This is a genomic window from Nocardia stercoris (assembly GCF_003696265.1).
Taxonomy (GTDB): Bacteria; Actinomycetota; Actinomycetes; order Mycobacteriales; family Mycobacteriaceae; genus Nocardia; species Nocardia stercoris.
Window position 1 is genome coordinate 96,107 of sequence record NZ_RFFH01000004.1, and the last position, 22,033, is coordinate 118,139.

General features: G+C 71.4%; 8 protein-coding genes and 1 tRNA gene. 6 read left to right on the forward strand and 3 right to left on the reverse strand.

The features are described 5' to 3' along the window. Positions 1–22: 22 nt before the first annotated feature. The 3 genes from EBN03_RS11570 to EBN03_RS11580 are packed head-to-tail and all read left to right on the forward strand — an operon-like array spanning position 23 to position 8,549. Positions 23–937: an alpha/beta fold hydrolase gene (locus EBN03_RS11570; protein ID WP_158675596.1), complete on the forward strand. Its 915-nt coding sequence runs from the start codon at positions 23–25 to the stop codon at positions 935–937. Beyond that, the gene (locus EBN03_RS11575; RefSeq protein WP_122187996.1) at positions 934–7,068 is read left to right on the forward strand and encodes a type I polyketide synthase; all 6,135 of its coding nucleotides are present in this window, start codon (positions 934–936) and stop codon (positions 7,066–7,068) included. The genes EBN03_RS11570 and EBN03_RS11575 overlap by 4 nt, the downstream gene beginning before the upstream one ends. Before the next feature lie 17 nt (positions 7,069–7,085). Next, the gene (locus tag EBN03_RS11580) at positions 7,086–8,549 is read left to right on the forward strand and encodes a beta-ketoacyl [acyl carrier protein] synthase domain-containing protein (protein ID WP_122187997.1); all 1,464 of its coding nucleotides are present in this window, start codon (positions 7,086–7,088) and stop codon (positions 8,547–8,549) included. Between the two features lie 94 nt (positions 8,550–8,643). On the opposite strand, the gene EBN03_RS11585 is transcribed toward EBN03_RS11580, so the two are convergent. After that, positions 8,644–8,728 (reverse strand) — tRNA-Leu (locus EBN03_RS11585). Positions 8,729–9,108: 380 nt separating this feature from the next. Here EBN03_RS11585 and EBN03_RS11590 point away from each other — a divergent pair. After that, positions 9,109–18,414: a type I polyketide synthase gene (locus EBN03_RS11590; RefSeq protein ID WP_199742744.1), complete on the forward strand. Its 9,306-nt coding sequence runs from the start codon at positions 9,109–9,111 to the stop codon at positions 18,412–18,414. A 373-nt stretch (positions 18,415–18,787) separates the two neighbouring features. After that, positions 18,788–19,207, forward strand: coding sequence for a holo-ACP synthase AcpS (acpS, locus tag EBN03_RS11595; RefSeq protein WP_122187999.1), 420 nt, complete (start codon positions 18,788–18,790; stop codon positions 19,205–19,207). 12 nt (positions 19,208–19,219) lie between these two features. On the opposite strand, the gene EBN03_RS11600 is transcribed toward acpS, so the two are convergent. After that, on the reverse strand, positions 19,220–19,831 hold the full coding sequence (locus EBN03_RS11600; RefSeq protein WP_122188363.1) for a TetR/AcrR family transcriptional regulator: 612 nt from the start codon (positions 19,829–19,831) through the stop codon (positions 19,220–19,222). A gap of 333 nt (positions 19,832–20,164) precedes the next feature. On the opposite strand from EBN03_RS11600, the gene EBN03_RS11605 reads away from it, so the two are divergent. Beyond that, positions 20,165–21,463: a hypothetical protein gene (locus tag EBN03_RS11605; RefSeq protein ID WP_147471539.1), complete on the forward strand. Its 1,299-nt coding sequence runs from the start codon at positions 20,165–20,167 to the stop codon at positions 21,461–21,463. Positions 21,464–21,523: 60 nt separating this feature from the next. On the opposite strand, the gene bcp is transcribed toward EBN03_RS11605, so the two are convergent. After that, on the reverse strand, positions 21,524–21,997 hold the full coding sequence (gene bcp / locus EBN03_RS11610; protein WP_122188001.1) for a thioredoxin-dependent thiol peroxidase: 474 nt from the start codon (positions 21,995–21,997) through the stop codon (positions 21,524–21,526). Positions 21,998–22,033 lie beyond the last annotated feature (36 nt).

The following is a 22,033-nucleotide window of genomic DNA, read 5'->3' on the forward strand; positions in this document are numbered from 1 at the left end:
GCTGGCATCAGCGAGTGCGGTTGTGGCAGAGGCGGATCCGGTGCTGCCCGCGTCCGCGGACAGCTGGGTGACCGGGGACGGCGGGGTACGCCTGCGGGTGCACGAGTACGGGCCGGCCGCCGGCCTGGCACCGACCGTGGTGCTGGTCCACGGCTACCTGTCCACCTCTCGTGCCTGGGATCGGGTGGTGTCCCGGCTCGTGCCGGACTATCACGTGGTCACCTACGACACCCGCGGCAACGGTGAGAGTGATCATCCAGCGGCACCACAGGATTACGCGCTGCCGGTCCTGGCCGACGATGTCGCGGCCGTCATCGACGCCACCGCCGGCGGGCGGCGCGTGCATCTGGTCGGGTGGGACTGGGGTGCCGGTGAGGGCTGGGAGGCGTCGGCGCGACCGGACATCGCGCCGAAAATCCTGGACTTCACCGCGATCTCGGGTCAGAACCTCGATCTGTGGGGGCAGTGGCTGCGGCGCAGTGCGAGCGATCCCGCCGAATGGCCGGCCGTGCTCGATCAAGCCGTCCGCTCCTGCTACATCGCGCTCTGGGACGTGCCGGGGCTGACCGGCGTCCTGTGGAACACGGGTGTCACGGGAGCCGTTCTCGACGGGTTCGTCCAGCTCACCGGTGATCCGCCGCCCCGTGTGCCGCCCGCGGACGGGCTGGCGTCGCTGAATCGCTACCGCGCCAACGTCTTCGCTCGCCTGAGCGCGCCCACCTACGCGAAGGTCGCGGTGACCGGTGTCCACGTGATCTACGGCTCGCGCGACCCGTACGTCGGCGCCGCGGTCCAGACCCGGGCCCTCGCGGGGGCGGCCGACCAACTGACATTCACCGAAATCGACTCGGGCCATTGGTCTCCCGTCACCGATCCGGAGCCGCTCACGGCGGCGATCCGCGCCGGCTTCGGCGCCGATCCAGGAGGTACCTCATGAACGAGCCCATCGCGATCGTCGGCATGGCCGGCCGCTTCCCCGGCGCCGACGATATCGACGCGCTGTGGGAGCTGCTGGATTCCGGCGGCACCGCGATCGACACCGTTCCCGTCGAACGCTGGGATGTGCAGCGGCCGCTGGGCGGTGGCAAACGAGTGCCGACGGTCGGCGGATTCATCGGTGGCGTGGCGGAATTCGACGCCGCACTGTTCGGCATCTCGCCGCGCGAGGCGGCGGATCTGGACCCGCAACAGCGGCTCATGCTCGAAATCGCTTGGCGGGCGCTGGAAGACGCCGGCACGCCGGGAACCGCTCTGCGTGGCACCCGCACCGGCGTCTATGTCGGCGCGTCCTGGCACGACTACGACACGCTGCGCACCCGGGGCGATATCGGCCCGACCCAGCACAGTCTGGTCGGCACCGCGCTGGATATGATCCCGGCCCGCCTGTCGTATCTGCTCGGGCTCACCGGGCCGAGTATGGCCGTGCAGACCGGATGTTCGTCGGCGCTGGTTGCGCTCGACCTGGCCGTGCGGGCACTGCGGTCCGGCGATGTCGAATCGGCCGTCGTGGGCGGCGTCACGCTCGTGCTGGGCCCGGACGTCACGATCGGGTTGACCCACTTCGGTGGCCTGTCGCCGCGGGGACGCTGCGCCGCCTTCGGGGCCGGTGCCGACGGGTTCGTGCGCGGCGAGGGCGTGGCCGCGGTGTATCTCAAGCCGTTGCGGACGGCGCTGCGCGACGGTGACCGGGTCCGGGCACTGGTCACCGCGACCGTGACCAACAACGACGGCGGCGGCGAGAGCCTGGTCACCCCGCACGGGGCCGGACAGCGGGACCTGTTGCGGCGCGCCTACGCCGCGGCGGGAGTCGACCTCGACCGTCTGGCCTACCTCGAGGCACACGGAACCGGCACGGGGCGTGGAGATCCCATCGAGGCCGAGGCGATCGGCGAGGTGCTGGGTCGGCCGCGTAGCCGGGCGGCGGGGCCGCTGCGGATCGGCTCGATCAAGACCAACATCGGGCACCTGGAGGCAGCGTCCGGGATCGCGGGCTTGATCAAGGGCGTGCTGTGCCTGGAACACGGGACGATTCCGCCGAGCCTGCACGCCGCCGAACTGAACCCCGATATCGACTTCGACGCCCTGAACGTGACGGTGGTACGGGAACGGACACCGTTACCGGCCGGGCCGATCCACCTCGGCGTCAACTCCTTCGGCTGGGGCGGGACGAACGCCCACGCGGTACTCAGCCGGGCGGAATCGGTTCCCGCACCGGCGGCCTCCGGCACGGATCCCGGGTTCCTGCCGCTCTCGGCGCACACCACCGAGGCGCTGGACCGGCGGTGCGCCGATATCGCCGATCTGCTGACCACCCGACCCGGTGAGCTCTCGGCGGTCGCGGCGGCACTGGCCCGGCGCAGTCACCAACTCGACAGGCGCACAGCGATTTTCGCCGACGAGGCGGATTCGGCGGTCGCCCTGCTGCGCCGATGCGCGGCCGGTGCCACCGACGACCGGGCGGTCCTGACCGGACGTGCCCGCGAGGTCGGCCGCGTCGCGTTCATCTTCCCGGGTCAGGGCGCCCAGTGGCACGGGCTCGGCGCCGCGCTGTACGGCGTCGACCCGGCCTTCACCGCCACGATCGACGAGTGTGCCGCCGCGCTGGCGTCGCAGGTGGACTGGGATCCGCTGGCGGTGATTCGCGGTGCGAGCGGACCGGATTGGCTCGACCGGGTCGACCAGGTCCAGCCGGTCCTGTGGGCCCTGACGCTCGGCATCGGGGCGATGTGGCGGCGGATGGGCATCGTGCCCGATCTGGTCGTCGGGCACAGTCAGGGGGAGATCGCGGCCGCCACCTTCGCCGGGGCGCTGACCATCGCCGACGGTGCGCTGGTGGTGGCCCGCCGCAGTGCCGCACTGCGGGCGGTCGCCGGCAGCGGCGCCATGCTGGCGGTCGAGCTGCCCGCAGCCGAGATACCCGCCTGCATAGCGGGTTTCGAAGACTCGGTGACACTGGCCGTGCACAACGGCCCGACCTCGTGCGTGCTGGCCGGGGACAGCGCCGCCATCGAGGTGCTGCACGAGATCCTGTCCGCCGACGGCATATTCAGCCGTCCGGTGGCGGTGGACTATGCCTCACACAGTCCGCACATGGAACCGTTGCGCCCCGGTCTGGCGACAGTCCTGGCCGACGTACGGCCCGGACCGGCGCCTATCGAGATGCTGTCGACGGTGACCGGGCGGCCGTGTGCGCCGGAGGAACTGGACGCGACGTACTGGATCGAGAACCTGTGCCGACCGGTCCGATTCGCGGACACCATGCTGTCGGCTCTCGATTCCGGCGTCACCCACGTGATCGAGATCAGCCCGCATCCGGTGCTGACGCCCGCCCTCGAACAGCTGGCCGCCACCAGACCCCAACCGGCCGTGGTGGTTCCGTCGCTCTACCGGGACCGTGACCCGGTGGCGGAACTACGGCGCAGCCGGGCCCGCGCCTACCTGAGCGGGCTGTCCCCCTTCGCCGATGTGGCCCGATCCGCCACGATCACACTGCCGCCGGGGCCGATGCAGCGCGGGTCGTTCTGGCTGCCCGACGCACCCACAGTCGGTGCGGACGCCGACGGGCTTCGGGTACCGGTGTATCCGAGCGTCGCGGAATCCGGTGTGTGGCAGGCGAACATCTCTCTGTCGCGGGAACGCCAGGACTGGCTGGAGGACCATCGGGTAGGCGACGCCGTAGTGGTGCCCGCCGCATTCATGACATCCTTCGCGACGGCGGTCGCCCACACTCGCTACGGACGTCGCCCGGCCGCGCTGTACGACATCCGGTTCACCTCGGCCCTGCCACTGTCCGCCGCCCCGGCGCGGTTGGACCTGACCCTGCGCGAAGACGTCACCGGCGGAGCGAGTTTCGAGCTGCGGTCGCTGCCCGCGGGCGGCGAGAACTGGACCGTGCACGCTGTCGGCCGGGTCGGCTATCACGCCGGGCACGCTCCCGCCCCGGAACTGTCCGCCCCGGTCGCCGAGAAGGTCGTCGAGGTCGACGAGTTCTATCGGGCCTGCGCGGAGCGCGGCCTGAACTACGGCCCGGAATTCCGCGGCGTGCGGGCGATCCGGCGTACCGATCTCGGTGTGCGCGCCGAAGTGGTGCTCGGCGAGCGGTCCCGGGCCCAGACCCGCCCGGGGGAGTTGCACACCGTGCTCGCCGACTGCGCGCTGCAACCGGCGCTGTTGCTGTTCGACGATCCGCGCACCGTCGTCCCGGTCGGGATCCGGGAGTTGCTGCTCTACCCCGAACCGGCCGAATTCGTCGACGCCGCACAGGTGTACGCGGTCCGGACCTCGGACACCACCGCGGACATCGACCTGTTCGACCCAGCGGGCACACCGCTGGCCGCGATCCGCGGACTCGCGCTGGCTGCCATCGATCCCGCGCCGTCGGACGGCCGGAGATTCGATCGGGAGTTCCGCTTCGTCCTGCGGCAGGGTGAGCGCCCGGCGCCCGCCGAACCTGGGGCGGATTTCGTCTTGGCCGGCGCCGCCGCCTGGCATCCGGCGCTGGCGGAAGCACTCCGGGCCCGCGGTGCGCGGATTCGCGACACCGGCACCGCGCTGGAGCGCGGCACGCTGGTGTACTGCGCGCCCACAACCGATCTCGCTGATCAGCGCACCGGCCTGCTCACCGTCGCCGAAGTCGTGCGAGCGCTGACGAATGATGGTGCCGCCCCGGCGCGGCTTGTGGTGGTGACCGCCGCCGCCCAGCCCACCGGCCCGGACGACGACGTGGATCCGGGCAGCGCGATGTTCTGGGGCTTCGTTCGTGCGCTGCGGCGCGAACATCCGGAACTGTCCGCCACGTTGATCGACATCGGTGGTGCGTCCGATATCGGCGACTGCGCAGCCGAACTGGTGGCCATGCCCGGGGACGACCAGGTGGTGCTGCGCGAGGGCCGGCGCTACGCCGGGCGTCTGGCACAGGGCGAAGCGCTCGGCGGCGCGCGGTCCCGGCCGTGGCGGCCGCGGCACCGGCCGTTCCGGCTGCGGCAGGCCGCCGAACGAGGCTGGGACGGGCTGCATTTCGCACCGCTTCCGGAACGTCGGCCCGGTCCCGGCGAAGTCCTGGTCGACATAGCAGCCGCGGCGGTAAATTTCATCGACGTCATGAAGGCGGCGGGAACCTATCCGGACGACTCGGCGGGCGCCGGGACATTCGGCGCCGAGGGAGCGGGCGCGATCCGCGCGATCGGTCCCGGCGTGTCCGGCCGTGCCGTCGGTGACCGGGTGATCGCCTGCGGTTCAGGCACATTCGCCACCCAGGTGGTCGTGCGCGCTGATCACACCGAACCCATTCCGGCCGGCTTGCCGGACACCACCGCGGCGGCATTGCCGCTGGTGTACACCACCGCCTGGTACGCCCTCGCCACGCTCGCTCGCGTCACGCCGGGCGAGAGGGTGCTGATCCACTCCGGAACCGGTGGCCTGGGTCTGGCGGCGATCGCCGTCGCCCGGTACCTCGGCGCCACGGTCCTCGCCACCGCCGGTTCGCCTGCTCGCCGCGACTACCTGCGCCGGGAGCTCGGGATCGCCGACGTCTTCGACTCCCGCGGCGCGGTCTGGGCGGACGAGGTGCTCGCGGCGACCGGCGGGGGCGGTGTCGACGTCGTGCTGAACTCGCTGTCCGGCGCCCACATCGATCGCGGGCTCGACGTCCTCGCCGAGGACGGCCGCTTCCTGGAGGTCGGGAAGAAGGACATCTACGCGAACCGGCGGCTGGGCTCGCGCGCCTTCGCCAAGGGCATCAGCTTCACCGCCGTCGACCTGGCCGGTCTACTGAGCCGCCGGCCGGAACGGTTCGCCACGGCACTGCACGAGACCTGGCAGCTGGTGGCGGCCGGGGCCCTGCCCGCCCTGCCGGTCGAGGTGCACCCGTTCGCCGCGGCACCGGACGTGTTGCGGCGGATGGCGCGTGGCGACCACATCGGAAAGTTCGTGCTCGACCGGCCGGAGACGGTGGTCGATATCGTGCCGGAAGCCATGCCGGACGGCCGGTTCCGCGCCGACGGCACCTACCTGGTCACCGGCGGTCACGGCGCACTGGGCCGCAGTCTCACCCGCTGGTTGCTCGAGCGCGGTGCCGGATGTGTCGTCGCCCTGAGCCGCACCGGGAACGACGGTGAGATCCCGTTGCACCAATTCGATCTCGAGCCCGCGGGCCTCACGGGGTCCGTGCACAGCCGCCGCGTCGATGTCGCGGACCGGAATGCGCTTGCCGCGGTGCTGGATTCGCTGCGTCCGGAGGTTCCGCCGGTGCGCGGCGTCTTCCACGCCGCCGGCATTCTCGACGACTCCACGGTGCGCCGCATCACCGCCGACCAGCTGGAACGGGTGCTGCGGCCGAAGGTGGACGGCGCCCGGCACCTCGACGAACTCACCGCCGGTGACCCGCTGGATCTGTTCGTGCTGTTCTCCTCGGCGGCCGCGCTGCTCGGGAACGCCGGGCAGGCGGCCTATTCCGCCGCCAACTCCTACCTCGACGCGTTCGCCGTCTCCCGGCGCTGGGCAGGGCGGCCGGCCACCAGCGTGCAGTGGGGCCCGTTCGCTGGGATCGGATTGGCTGCGGCACAGGATAATCGGGGCAACCGGCTGGCCGCGGCCGGTATGGACAGCTTCACCGCGGCCGAGGCCTGGGCGGCGCTCACCGAGTTCCTGGGGGAGGACCGTCAGGTGGTCGCGTACCTGTGCTTCGACGCGCGCCGCTGGTTCGACACCTACCCCGACTGCGCGGCCCAACCGAGCTGGGAAGCGTTGCGGGACAACGCGCACCGCGGTAACGGCCCGGCGGCCAGCGAATTCCGTTCCGCGCTCGCGGCGGCCGGGGAACCGGACCGTCCGAATCTGGTGCTCGGCAAGATCGTCGAACTCGCGGCGGGCGTGCTGCGGCTCCCGCCGCAGGACCTCGACATCCGCACCCCGCTGCGATCGCTGGGCCTGGATTCGCTCATGAGCCTGGAACTGCGCAACAAGCTCGAATCCACTTTCGCCCTGCGGCTCTCGCCGACCGTGCTGTGGACGTACGGGACGGCGGAGGCGCTCGCCGGCGCCCTGACCGACGAGGTCGCGGCGTCCTGACCACCAGGAGAGACAGCATGGACGAACCGGAATCGCCCGCCCCGCAGGGCGCGGCACTGCGCCGGGCCACCGATACGATCCGGCGGTTGCGGACCGAACTCGCGGAACTCCGCGCCGCGGGCCCGATCGCGGTGATCGGCGCTGGGGTGCGGCTCGCGGACGGGATCACCGACCTGGACGGCCTGTGGTCGGCTCTGTCCGGTGGCCGCGACCTGACCGGCGATATGCCCGCGCATCGGCGCTGGCCGTTCGAGGACGAGTGGGCGCAGCTTCCGCTGCGTGGCAGCTTCGTCCCGGACGCGCTCGATTTCGATCCGGACTTCTTCGGCATCACCCCGCGTGCCGCGCAGGCCCTCGATCCGCAGCACCGCCTGCTGCTGGAGGTGACCTGGGAGGCGTTGTGCGACAGCGGTATCAATCCGCCGGGACTGCACGGCGCCCAGGTGGGAACCTATGTCGGAATCAGCGGACGCCAGGACTACGCCGACTGGGCCCGGCAGTGCCCCGACGCCTACTGGGCGCTCGGTAACGGGCACTGTCTGGCCGCCGGCCGGATCGCCTACACCTTCGGCTTCACCGGTCCCGCGCTCGCGATCGATACCGCCTGTTCGTCCGCCCTGGTGGCGGTGGTGCAGGCCGTGCAGGCACTGCGGCGCGGCGAGGTCGATCTCGCGCTGGCGGGCGGCGTCAATCTCGTTCTGGCCCCCGGATCGACGCGCGCGATCAATCGCACCGGCTCGCTGTCGCCGGACGGGCTGTGCCGGGCGTTCGATGCCCGCGCCAACGGGTTCGTCCGCGGTGAAGGCGCCGCGATGTTGACCTTGAAACGGCTGGCCGACGCCGAGCGCGACCAGGACCCGATCCTCGGGGTGATCCACGGTGTGGCGATGAACCAGGACGGCCGGACCTCCGGATTCAGCGCCCCGAACGCCGAGGCGCAACGTCGGGTGATCGAGGCCGCGCTCGCCGACGCCGGCCGGGACGCGGCCGAGATCGGGCTGGTCGAGGCGCACGGCACCGGCACCTCGCTGGGCGACCCGATCGAGTTGAGCGCGATCGTGGCCGCGCTCGGCACCCGCAACGGCGGCCGGCCGCTGCACGTCGGCTCGGCGAAGACCAACGCCGGGCACCTGGAGGCCGCGTCCGGGTCGCTCGGCTTGCTGAAGGCGCTGCTCACCGTCCGGGAACGCACGGTGCCGCCACTGGTCCACTTCGACACCCTCAACCCGCGAATCGACTTGCGGGGGTGCGATATTCGGTTCGCCGACCGGGCACAGCCCTGGCCGGATCCCGAGTCCGCACCGCTGGCGGGGGTGAGTTCCTTCGGGATCATCGGCACCAATGTCCATGTGGTCGCGGGGCCCGCGCCGGTTCCGACGGCGCCGGTGCGCCCACCCCTGCCGCGGCCGGACTGGAAGCGCGTGCCGTGTGTGCCGGCCTTCCTGGGCGATGCCCCGCCCGGATACGTCGTGCCCGCCTGACGTTTTCGCCACCTGCCCCAGCCGGCGGCCGCAGTGCGGTCGCCGGCCGGTGGTGTGTGGGTCGCCGGGCGATAGCCAGGACCTGTCCGAGAGCTGGTGCGCGAGGGGGGACTTGAACCCCCACGTCCGAGGACACTGGAACCTAAATCCAGCGCGTCTGCCTATTCCGCCACTCGCGCGTGATGGTACGACCGTCCAAACTCTACCGGGCGACGCGCCGTAAACGAAGTGGCGCTGCGGTGTTTCGTACCCATCGGTAACCCTAGCTGGGATTATAACAATCATATAACGGCCACCGCGGGGGAGGCTCGGGTTGCTCGATTCCTGGCGTGCCCGGGACCGGCGGCTTTCAAACATGAGGGGGAGTCATGTTTTGTGTAACTCTGGTACGTCCGTACCGAAATACCCGCGGGTAGCGATCCGGGCCGCCGGCAAACGTGAGGCTTTCCTCATGATTCTGTGTCATTCTCTGCGTCGACCAGGCGTTTCTTTTGGGCTGCCAGCGCATGGAGAAACCGCCTCGCCGGGACGAGCGGACACGAGAAGGAAGTCGAGAGTCTTGACGATCAACGAGAACATCGGGACCGGAGCACGTAAGGCCGCGCGCGCGGCTGCGGACCGAGGGATCAGCTCGTCGCTGCTGGATCGGCTACGGGAAGGGCAGCCCTACGCGCTGGCCTTCGGGGGACAGGGTGCCGTCTGGCTGCGGGAACTCGAGGAGATCGCGCACGACAGCGCCCTCGAGCCGGAACTGACCGCCCTCGTGGCCGAGGCCGCGGCCCGGCTGGAACCGGTTGCGGCGCAGTTGCTGATGGCGCGCCCGGTCGGCTTCGACCCGATGGCGTGGCTGATGGACGCCGAACTGCTCGACGACGAGCCCGCCGAGGACGAGAGCCCGTCCTCGCTGCCGTCCGACCAGGCGCTGCGCTCCGCCGCCGTCTCCATGCCCGGTGTGTTCCTCGCCCAGGTCGCCGCCCTGCGCGCGCTGCGCCTGCAGGGACTCGACACCACCGCCTTCCCGCCCACCGCGGTCGTCGGCCACTCCCAGGGCCTGCTCGCGGCCGAGGCCGCCCGCGCCGCCGGCGCCCGCGACGTCGAACTGCTCGCCCTGGCTCAGCTGATCGGCGCGGCCGGCACCCTGGTCGCCCGCCGGCGCGGACTGATCCCGGTCGGCGGCAAGTCGCCCATGGTCGCGGTCTCCAACGTCGACCCCGACGCGCTGCGCGCGGTGATCGCCGATGTCGCCGCCACCGTCGACGTGGCGTCCGCTCCCGTGCTGTCGATCCGCAACGGCCGCCGCCGAGTCGTGTTGTCCGGCACCGTGACCCAGCTCGAGCGGGTGCGCCGGCGCTGCGCGGAGATCTCCGCCGAGCAGACCCGCGACCGCGAGGCCAAGAAGCGCGGCGGCGCCGTGTTCGCCCCGGTCTTCGAAGACCTCGAGGTCGAGGTCGCCTTCCACCACCCGGCCCTCGCCGACACCGTCGACTACGTCACCGCGTGGGCCGGCCAGTGCGGACTCGACACCGAGCTCGCGGCCAAGCTCGCGCAGTCCATCCTGGTCGACCCGGTCGACTGGGTCGAAGCCGTCGACTACGTGACCTCTTCCGGCGCGGAGTGGATCCTGGACCTCGGTCCCGGTGACCTGCTCACCCGGATCAGCGGCGGCTCGGTGAAGGGCACCGGCGTCGGCCTGGTCGCCGCCGCCACCCGGCCGGGTCAGCGCGAGCTGTTCACCCCGGGCGCCGCACCCGAACCGGCCCGCGCCTGGTCCGAATTCGCGCCCGTTCCGGTCCGGCTGCCGAACGGCAAGATCGTCGTCGAGACCTCCTTCACCCGCCTGACCGGCCGCTCGCCGATCCTGCTGGCCGGCATGACCCCCACCACCGTGGACGCGAAAATCGTTGCGGCCGCGGCCAATGCGGGCCACTGGGCCGAGCTGGCCGGTGGCGGTCAGGTCACCGAGCAGATCTTCGCCGACCGCGTCGCCGAACTGCGCACCCTGCTGCAGCCCGGCCGCGCGGTGCAGTTCAACTCGCTGTTCCTCGACCCGTACCTGTGGAAGCTGCAGCTGGGCGGCAAGCGCCTCGTGCAGCGCGCCCGCACCGCCGGCGCCCCGTTCGACGGTGTCGTGGTCACCGCCGGCATCCCCGAGCTCGACGAGGCCGTCGCGCTGATCGAGGAGCTGACCGAGGTCGGAATCCCGCACGTCGCCTTCAAGCCCGGCACCGTCGCCCAGATCCGCGCCGTGCTGCGGATCGCGGACGCCGTCGGCGACTACCCGGTCATCATGCACATCGAGGGCGGCCGCGCCGGTGGCCACCACTCGTGGGAGGACCTCGACGACCTGCTGCTGGCCACCTACGCCGAACTGCGCAGCCGCGACAACGTGATCGTCTGTGTCGGTGGCGGCATCGGCACCCCGGAACGCGCCGGCGAGTACCTGACCGGCGAATGGTCGCGCGCCCACGGCTATCCGGTCATGCCGCTGGACGGTGTGCTGGTCGGCACCGCGGCCATGGCCACCCTGGAGGCCACCACCGCGCCCGACGTCAAGCGCCTGCTGGTCGAGACCCCCGGCACCCCCGACTGGGTCGCCGCCGGCCATGCCAGCGGCGGAATGGCTTCCGGCCGTAGCCAACTCGGCGCCGACATCCACGAGATCGACAACTCCGCCTCGCGCACCGGCCGCCTGCTCGACGAGGTCGCCGGCGACGCCGACGCCGTCGCCGCCCGGCGCGAGGAGATCATCGCGGCCCTGGACCGCACCGCCAAGCCGTACTTCGGCGACGTCGCCACCATGACCTACACCGAGTGGCTTGAGCGCTACGTCGAACTGGCCGTCGGCCTGGACCGCGCCACCGACTTCGACTGCGGCAGCGACTTCGGTGACATCGTCGCCGACATGAACCGGTCCACCTGGCTCGACATCACCTGGCGGGACCGCTTCGCGCAGATGATGCGCCGCACCGAGGCCCGCCTGAACCCGGTCGACCGCGGCGAATTCGAGAGCCTGTTCGCCGACGACGCCGAATTCGAGCAGCCGGTCCGCGCGCTGTGCCGGCTCAAGGAGACCTACCCGGCCGTCGGCGCGACCGTCCTGCACCCCGCCGACGTCCCGTTCTTCGTCGCCCTGTGCAAGACCCCGGGCAAGCCGGTCAACTTCGTACCCGTCGTCGACGCCGACGTGCGGCGCTGGTGGCGCTCGGACTCGCTGTGGCAGGCCCACGACCCGCGCTACTCGGCCGACCAGGTCTGCGTCATCCCCGGCACGGTCGCCGTCGCCGGTATCACCCGCGCCGACGAGCCGGTCGGTGAACTGCTCGACCGCTTCGAGAAGGCCACCGCCACAGCCCTGCTCGCGGCCGGTGTGGAACCCGGCGCCGCCCTGGGCCGCCGCCGCACCCCGCTGACCGCGGGTCCGATCGACCTGGTGCTCGGCGCCCCCGACGTCCAGTGGTCCGGCCGCACCACGCTCAACCCGGTACACCGCCTCGGCGCGCCCGGCGAGTGGGTCGTCGACGACGAGGGTGCCCGCCACCCGGCCACCGGCGCGACCCTGACGCCGGTCCCCGCCACCGCCGCCGGTCACGCCGCCGTCGAACTCAGCGTCCCGCTGTCCGCGCGCAACACTGTCGCGATCCGGATCACCGTGCCCGACTCCGTCCTCGACGGTGGCGCGCCACTGGTCACCGAGGACGACGCGGCTGCCGCGATGTCGGCGCTGCTCGGTGTCGCCGCCGGCCAGGACGTGCCCGAGGTGCGAGTTGTCGACGGCGCCAAGGTCGCCCACGTGAACGTCGCCTGGACCCCGGACCGGATCGCCGACCACGCCGGCGTCACCGGCGCCGGACTGCCCGCCACCCTCAGCACCCTGGGCCGGACCGTGCCCGACGTGCTGGTCGGTGCCTGCTGGCCCGCCGTGTTCGCCGTCCTCGGCGCCACCCGGACCGCCGGCAACCAGGCCGTGATCGAGGGCATGCTGGACCTAGTCCACCTCGACCACCGCATCGAACTGCTCGCCGACCTGCCCGACGACCTCGCGATCCTCGCGGTGCGCGCCGAGTCCGGCGAGGTCGTCGACACCGACCTGGGCCGCGTCGTCGAGGTGCGGGTCAGCATCGGAGCCATGCTCGAGCACGGCGGCCTGGAGACGCCCGTGGTGGCGAACCTGGTGGAGCGCTTCGCGATTCGCGGCCGCACCGGTGCCGGTGAGCTCACCGACCCGCCGATCGCCGGCGGTTCCGCCCCCGAGGCCACCGATACCCCGCGCCGTCGCCGGCGTCAGCTGACCCTCACCGCGCCGCACGCCATGGGCGCGTTCGCCGAGGTGTCCGGTGACCACAACCCGATCCACACCAGCGACAACGCCGCCAAGCTGGCCGGCCTGGGCAGCCCGATCGTGCACGGCATGTGGCTGTCCGCCGCCGCACAGCACGCGGTGTCCGCGATCGACCCCGAATCGCCGCTGCCCGCGCGGACGCTCACCGCCTGGACCACCCGGTTCCTGGGCATGGTGCGGCCCGGTGCGCGCATCGACGTCCGCGTCGAGCGCATCGCGGTGGACCGGGGTTGCGAGATCGTCGAGGTCTCGTGCCGGGTCGGCGGCGAGCTGGTGATGGTCGCGACCGGCCGGCTGGCCGCGCCGCGCACCGTCTACGCCTTCCCGGGCCAGGGCATCCAGACCAAGGGGATGGGACTGGACGCGCGCACCCGGTCGAAGGCCGCCAAGGAGGTGTGGGACCGGGCCGACAAGCACACCCGCGAGGCGCTCGGTTTCTCCATTCTCGCTGTGGTGCGCGACAACCCGACCTATCTCAAGGCGCGGGGCGTGGAGTTCCGGCACCCGCACGGCGTGCTGCATCTGACCCAGTTCACCCAGGTCGCCATGGCGGTCCTCGGGTGCGCTCAGGTCGCCGAGCTGCGCGAGGCCGGTGCCTTCGTCGAGGGCGCCATGCTGGCCGGTCACTCGGTCGGTGAGTACAACGCCCTGGCCGCGGTCGCCGGTGTGCTGCCGCTGGAAGCGGTGCTGGAGGTCGTGTTCCAGCGCGGGTCGGCCATGCACGAGCTGGTCCCGCGTGACGCCAACGGCATCAGCAACTACCGGATGGCCGCCATCCGCCCGTCGCAGTTCGGGCTGGCGGACAGCGACGTCGAGGCCTTCATGGCCGAGATCTCCACGGCCACCGGCGAATTCCTCGAGGTGGTGAACCTGAACCTGCGTGGCAGCCAGTACGCCATCGCCGGTACGGTCGCGGGCCTCGAGGCGCTGGAGGCCGAGATCGAGAAGCGGGTCGCCGAATACGGTGGCAAGCGCGCCTTCATCCTGGTCCCCGGCATCGACGTGCCGTTCCACTCGACCGTGCTGCGCGACGGTGTGCCGGAGTTCCGGACCAAGCTGGAAGACCTGCTGCCCACCGACCTGCACCCGGAAATCCTTGCCGGGCGCTACATTCCGAACCTGGTGCCGCGGCCGTTCTCGCTGGACCGCGAGTTCGTCGCCGAGGTCGCCGGTTACGTACCGTCCGAGCCGCTGGCCGCCGTGCTGGCCGACTGGGAGGGCTGGTCCTCCCGGCCGGGCGAGCTGTGCCGCGTGCTGCTGATCGAGCTGCTGGCCTGGCAGTTCGCCAGCCCGGTGCGCTGGATCGAGACCCAGGACCTGCTGTTCACCGAGGTGGAGCACGGCGGTCTGGGCATGGAGCGCTTCGTCGAGATCGGTTTGGCCGCAACGCCGACCGTCGCCAACCTGGCCTCCAACACCCTCAAGCAGCCGGAGTTCGGCAGCGCCCGGGTCGAGGTGCTCAACATCGAGCGCGAGCGGGCCGCCGTCTTCGCCACCGACGTCGACCCGGAGCCGGTGGACGACGTGGAAGAGGTTGCGGCCGAGTCTGTTCCGGCTGCTGCCGCCCCCGCGACCGCCGCGCCGGTGGCCGCCGCCCCGGCCGCCGCGTCCGGCCCGCGCCCGGCCGACCTCACCTTCGGTGCGGCCGACGCCACGCGGGTGCTGATCGCGCTGTGGACCAAGCTGCGCCTGGAGCAGATCGGCCCGGTCGACACCATCGAAAGCCTGTGTGACGGTGTGTCTTCGCGTCGCAACCAGCTGTTGGTGGACCTCGGTTCCGAGCTGTCGCTGGGCGCCATCGACGGTGCCGCCGACGCCGACATGAGCGCGCTGTCGGCCACCGTCGAGCGCCTGGCCCGCACCTACAAGCCGTTCGGTTCGGTGCTGTCCGACGCGATCGGCGACCACCTGCGCAAGGTGTTCGGTCCCTCGGGCAAGCGGCCGGCGGCGATCGGCGAACGAGTCAGCAAGACATGGGAATTGGGTCCGGGCTGGGTGCACCACGTGACCGCCGAACTGTCGCTGGGCACCCGTGAGGGCGCCAGCGTCCGCGGTGGTGACCTGGGTGGCCTGGTGTCCGGCGCGCTCAGCGACGGTGCCGCGGTGGATGCCGCCATCGACGCGGCCGTGCAGTCGGTCGCCGCGCAGCGCGGGATCAGCGTGTCGCTGCCGGCCGCCGGTGGCGGCGCGGGCGGGACCGTGGACGCGGCCGCGCTGGGCGAGTTCACCGAGCAGATCACCGGCCGCGACGGCGTGCTGGCCACGGCCGCCCGGGTGGTGCTCGAGCAGCTGGGACTCACCGAGCAGGCGTCCGCGCCGGAGGCCACCACCGACACCCTGGTGGACCTGGTCTCGGCCGAATTGGGCAGCGACTGGCCGCGTCTGGTGGCTCCGGCCTTCGACCCGCGCAAGCCGGTGCTGATCGACGACCGCTGGGCCACCGCGCGGGAGGACCTGGTCCGCATGTGGCTGGGCACCGACGCCGAGCTGACCGACTTCGACGCCGCCGGATTCTCCGGCGCCGGAGAATCGGTTGCGGCGCAGGCAAACTGGTGGCGCAAGCGGGCCATGGGCGAGGCCCGCTCGGTCCTGGCCGCCGCCTACGGCAAGATCGCCGAGGCCGCGCTCGACACCACGCCCGGTCAATGGTCCCGTGAGACCGCCGTGATCACCGGTGCCAGTAAGGGTTCCATCGCCGCCGCGGCGGCGGGCCGCCTGCTCGCCGGCGGTGCCACGGTCATCGTGACCACCTCCAGCCTGGACGACACCCGCCTCGCGTTCTACAAGCAGCTGTACCGCACACACGCCCGCCACGGCGCCGCGCTGTGGGTGGTGCCCGCGAACATGGCTTCCTACACCGACATCGACGCCCTGATCGACTGGGTCGGCAACGAGCAGACCGACAATGCCGGTGGCGCGAAGGTTCTCGTGAAGCCGGCGCAGACCCCGACCATGCTGCTGCCGTTCGCGGCGCCGCGAGTGGCGGGCGACCTGGCCGACGCCGGGGCCCGGGCCGAGCTGGAGATGCGGGTCCTGCTGTGGTCGGTCGAGCGGCTGATCGGCGGCCTGTCGCAGCTGGGCGCCGACCACGACGTCGACTCGACTCTGCACGTTGTGCTTCCGGGTTCGCCGAACCGCGGCCTGTTCGGTGGTGACGGCGCCTACGGCGAGTCCAAGGCCGCGCTGGACGCGATCGTCGCCAAGTGGCGGGCCGAGAAGTCGTGGGCGCAGCGAGTCACGTTGGTGCACGCCCTGATCGGCTGGGTGCGCGGCACCGGACTGATGGGGCACAACGACCCGCTGGTCGACGCGGTCGAGGCGGCCGGGGTGCGCACCTGGTCCACCCAGGAGATGGCGGACGAACTGCTGAAGTCCTGCACCCCGCAGGCGCGTTCGGCGGCGGCCACCGACCCGCAGCAACTGGACCTGACCGGTGGACTGGCCACCGCGAAGCTCGACCTGGCCGCGCTGGCCAAGGAGGGCATGGAATCCGATTCGGCCGCAACCGAATCCGAGGCGGTCGAGTCCACGGTCCCGATGGTGGCGGCCCTTCCGGCGCCCCCGATGCTGAGCTCGGCGCTGCCGGTACCCGAATGGGGCACGGTCACAGCCGATCCCGCGGACCTCGTGGTCATCGTCGGTGCCGGCGAGCTCGGCCCGTACGGTTCGGCGCGTACCCGCTTCGAGATGGAGGTCGACGACCGCCTCTCCGCGGCCGGCGTGCTCGAGCTGGCCTGGACCACCGGCCTGGTGGCCTGGGAGAACGACCCCAAGCCGGGCTGGTACGACACCGAAACCGGTGATTACGTCGAGGAATCCGAGCTGGCCGACAAGTACCACGACACCGTGGTCGAGCGCTGCGGCGTGCGCCGCTACGGCGACGACGGCGCCATGCTGGACAACAGCTCCCCGCTGCTCACCTCGGTCTTCCTGGACAAGGACCTGACCTTCGTGGTGACCAACGAGGCCGAGGCGCGCGCTTTCCAGGCCGCCGACCCCGAGCACACCGTGGTCACCCCGGTCGAGGGCAGCGGCGACTGGCAGGTGATCCGCCAGGCGGGCACCGAGATTCGCGTGCCGCGGCGCGCGAAGCTGTCCCGGACCGTCGGTGGCCAGATCCCGCAGGGCTGGGACCCGACCAAGTTCGGTATCTCCGCCGACATGGCGTCCTCCATCGACCGGGTGGCGCTGTGGAACATCGTGTGCACCGTGGACGCCTTCCTGTCCTCGGGCTTCACCCCCGCCGAGCTGATGAGCTGGGTGCACCCGTCGCTGGTGGCCAACACCCAGGGCACCGGTATGGGTGGCATGTCGTCCATGCGGTCGCTGTACATCGACAACCTGCTCGGTGAGGCACGGCCGAACGACATCCTGCAGGAGGCGCTGCCGAACGTGGCCCTCGCGCACGTGGTGCAGTCCTATGTCGGCAGCTACGGCGCCATGGTGCACCCGGTCGCGGCCTGCGCCACCGCCGCGGTCTCCGTCGAGGAGGGCGTGGACAAGATCCGGCTCGGCAAGGCCGAGGTCGTGGTGGCCGGTGGGTTCGACGACCTGGGCATCGAGGGCATCGTGGGCTTCGGCGACATGTCGGCGACCGCGGACTCGGCGGCCATGTCCGCCAAGGGAATCAGCGACCGCTACTTCTCCCGGGCCAACGACCGCCGGCGCGGCGGCTTCGTCGAATCCCAGGGTGGCGGAACGATTCTGCTCGCCCGCGGTGACGTGGCGGCGCGCCTGGGTCTGCCGGTCCTCGGTGTGGTGGCGTACGCGCAGTCCTTCGCCGACGGTGTGCACACCTCGATCCCGGCCCCCGGCCTGGGTGCCCTGGCCGCCGGTCGCGGCGGTGCGCACTCGCGCCTGGCGAGCTCGCTGCGCGCGCTCGGTGTGGAGCCGGACGACATCGCGGTGCTGTCCAAGCACGACACCTCGACCGCGGCCAACGACCCCAACGAGTCCGAGCTGCACGAGCGGCTCGCGACCGCGCTGGGCCGCTCCGAGGGTGCCCCGCTGTTCGTGGTCTCGCAGAAGGCGCTGACCGGTCACGCGAAGGGTGGCGCGGCCGCCTTCCAGATGATCGGCCTGTGCCAGGTGCTGGAACAGGGCGTGGTGCCGCCGAACCGCAGCCTGGACTGTGTCGACGAGAAGATGGCCGAGTACCCGCACCTGGTGTGGGCGCGCGAAACCCTGCGCTTCGGTGACCGTTTCGCACTCAAGGCCGGTCTGGTCACCTCGCTCGGCTTCGGTCACGTCTCCGGTCTGGTGGCGCTGGTGCACCCGCAGGCGTTCCTGCAGGCGCTCGACCCGCAGCAGCGCGAGGAGTACCAGGCCCGGGCGCAGGAGCGGCAGCTCGCGGGCCGGCAGCGGTTCACCGAGGCGCTGTGCGGTGGTGCGCCGCTGTACGAGCGGCCGGCCGACCGTCGCCTGGGCGCCGAGGGCACGCCGGCGAAGAAGATCCGCGGTCTGGAGGCCGAGGTGCTGCTGTCGGAGCGGGCTCGCCTCGCCGACGACGGCACCTACTCCGTCTAGGAAGGCACCTACTCCGTCCAGGAAGCGGCAGCGTCGCCGCTTTTCTCGGTCGGCTGCCGGACGCGCCCGGCGGCCGACCGGGCAGCGGGACCGGGTAATGCGGCCGGATCGGGTGTTTCGGAACCCCATCCGATCCGGCCGCTGCCGTGGTCCGGCTGCCCGCCCGGTCACCCCCATCGTGTGAGACATGGTGGGGGTGACCGGCTTTCGCGGACCGGTTCGAACGCACGACGGTCGCCCGGCACATGAGACACGACAGCGGCGTGTGTGTGATGGCGGCCGAGACAACTGGTAGGTTGCGGACATTCGCGCTCTACTGCGCATCTACGCCGGGGCGATCCTCCGGCGGTTCCCCTGCGGTGAGGAGTACGACGTGACAATTCTCGGTATCGGCCTGGACCTGGTGACGATCTCCGAGTTCACCGAGCAGCTGCAGCGGGCCGGCACGACGATGCTGCGGGAGAGCTTCACCGCCGGCGAGCGCCGCTACTGCCAGAGCAAGGTCACCGACCCGGCGCGCAGTTTCGCGGCCCGGTGGGCGGCGAAGGAGGCGGTGCTCAAGGCGTGGGCGTCGTCGCGGTTCGCTCGCTCGCCGCAGATCGGGGACAATCCGTATCCGCTGATCGAAGTGGTGAACGACGCCTGGGGGCGGCCCAGCATCAAATTGCACGGGCTGGCAGCGGAATTCCTGCCCCGGGTGCGGGTGCACCTGTCGCTGACCCACGACGGCGACACCGCGGCCGCGATGGTGGTGCTGGAGGATCCGGGCGAACTCGCGGATCTGATCGGCTGAGCCGCCACGGGCTCAGCTCATCCGAGATTCCTTCTCCGCCACCATGAGATACGCGACCATCAGTCGCTTGAGCTCACCGACGGCGGCCTCGTGGCTGAGCCCGTCCTGGACCGAGAAGTTCAGCATCGAGTAGACGACGTGCACCAGCACCCGCGCCATCATGGACCGGCGGTCCGGCGGTGTGCGCGGCATGAGCGGCCGCAGCATGTGCGCGACGACTTCGGCGAATTCCTTCTCGTGCAGTGCGCCCGTGGACCGGGTGGCGGGGGTCGACTGCATCGCGAGCCAGACCGCGCGGCGGGCCGGGTCGGTCAGCCACAGGTTGGCCATGTTGTCGACGAGCTGGTTGGCGTGGCGCAGCCAGTCCATCGACGGGATCGCGCCCTTGAAGTCGGACAGCTCGTGGGAGACCGCGACCAGGTCCTGGCGGTTCAGTTCGCACACGATCACGTACTTGTTGGCGAAGAACTGGTAGAGCGTGCCGATCGGCACCTCGGCGCGGGCGGCCACTTCCTCACAGGTGAACGACTCGAAACCGACTTCCACCAGCAGCTCTCGCGACGCCTGCAACAGGGCGTCGAACTTGCGTTTGCTGCGTTCCTGGGTGGGTCGCCGTCGCGGCATCAGCTCTTGCGGGTCCTCCTGCAAGGCCAACGCCGGATCCGGTCCCTTCGACCCGTCAGCCCTGCGCGCATCCACCACGGTTGTCAAGGTTAGTCCGGCAACACGCGGAAGACACGCGGACCGCCTCGGTCACGCCGGGTTCGCCGGTGATAGTGCGCTCGCGGCGATGGTGTGGCGCCGCACACATGCCGAGTACCTGCAACCGAATCGAACTCGTGGCGGACCCATCCAAAGCCGATGTGGCGCCGAACACATATCGAGTACGTGTATCCCGCGTCGGACTGGACGCATTCCCAGCGCTGGCTTTGCAGGATGAATCGGAAGGCGTGTTCTGTGGCAGCACGATCTGTGGTTTCGCTCGGAGTCTCCGTTGATCGCGACACCGTGCACGGTGTCGCGCTGGCCGAAGGCGGCGACCGCCTGCCGGACCGGGTGCGCGACCGGCGCACCGCCGAAATCGGTGATGAGCGCGGCGATCTCACGGCGGCGATCGAATCCGTGCTCAGCGATCTGGCCGGCGCCATCGAGGACGAGTGCGACATTTCCGGTGTGGCAGTGGCCTATCGGGACGCGGCCGAGCGGCGTGCGGTGGTCACCGGTCTGGCGGCGGGCACGTGGCACGACGCGTCGCTGGTGTCGGTGCGCTCGGCGCATCTCGCGCTCGCCGCGGCGTCGAGCTGGATGCACGAATTCGATTACGTGGTGGTCTGCGAGGTCGGTCCCGGGCTGCAGGCGTTCTCGTTGATCGGGCCGGAACGCGACCGGGTGGTCGCGGCGATCACCGCCACCGCCTCTGTGGTCAACGACGAGACGATCGGCCTGGCGATCGCCACCGCGTGGGACCAGTTCGATGTGGCCGAGGCGCGTCCCGACGCGGTGGTGGTCGTCGGCACCGCCACGGCCGCCGTCACCGCGGCCCTGGAGTCGGGGTTCGCGGCTCCTGTCATCCCGTGTGCGTTGGCCGAAGTCGGCCCGGCGGTCGGCGCGGCGCTGGTCGCCCTGCCGGAGGTGGAGTCCGAAGCGGGCGAGCCGGCCCGTGGTTCCCGCCGCGGCGTGGTCCTGCTCGCCGCGGCCGGTGTGCTGGCCGGTGGTCTGGGGATCACCGCCGCCTACGAGCTGGGTCAGGGCGCGGCGGCCCCGACGTCCCCGGTCCAGGTGGACGCGCACGGTACGGCCGACGACCACAAGCTGCCCGAGGCGCCGCAGGCCGGTGCGCCGGTGCAGCGCCCGTCCGCGGTGGCTGCCCAGTCGGATCTCAGTGTGCCGGAATATGTTCCGGTTCCCCCCGAGAGCGTTCCCGGCGATATCTCGGCGACGGACACTTCCACCGGCCCGGATGGCTCGTCCTGGGACGCGGGCGGCGGTACCCAGGGCACGACCGAGGACGCCGACACCCCCCAGGCGGTCACGCCGAACCTGCAGACGACCGATGCCGGCCCGGACACCACCCCCGGCGATTCGCCGAGCGACGGTTCACCGTCGAGCTCGGCCACCGGTCACGTGACCACGAACTCCGACCCGCGCACCTCGAACCACACGAGCAACAGCCCGGCCGCCGCTGCCGACTTCGGCGCCTGGTGGGAGAACCACTGGCCGCAGATGGTGCAGTGGGCGCTCACCCCGAACGCCTGATCCGCGAACCCGCCGAGCCCGGGACCGAGGTGGTCCCGGGCTCGCTCGCGCGCCGGCCGGTCAGACCGACAGGTCGCGGCGCAGTTTGGCCACGTGGCCGGTGGCGCGGACGTTGTACTGCGCCACCTCGATCCGGCCCTGCTCGTCGACCAGGAACGTGGAGCGGATGACGCCGGTGACGGTCTTGCCGTACATGGTCTTCTCGCCGAAAGCGCCCCAGGCGATCAGTGTGGCGCGGTCCGGGTCGGACAGCAGCGGGAACGTGAGTGCTTCGGCGTCACGGAATTTCGCGAGTTTCGCGGGCTTGTCGGGGGAGATGCCGACGACGTCGATGCCGGCGCCGTTCAGCTCGGCCAGATTGTCGCGGAAGTCGCAGGCCTGCTTGGTGCAGCCGGGGGTGCTGGCGGCCGGGTAGAAGTACACGATCACCTTGCGGCCCCGGTAGTCCGACAGCGAGACTTCTTTGCCGTCGGCGTCGGGCAGGGTGAAGGCGGGAGCGGTGTCACCTGGGACGAGTCGGTGGTTCTCGGTCATGTCAGCACCGTAACCGACGCGGCGGACAGTGCCGGG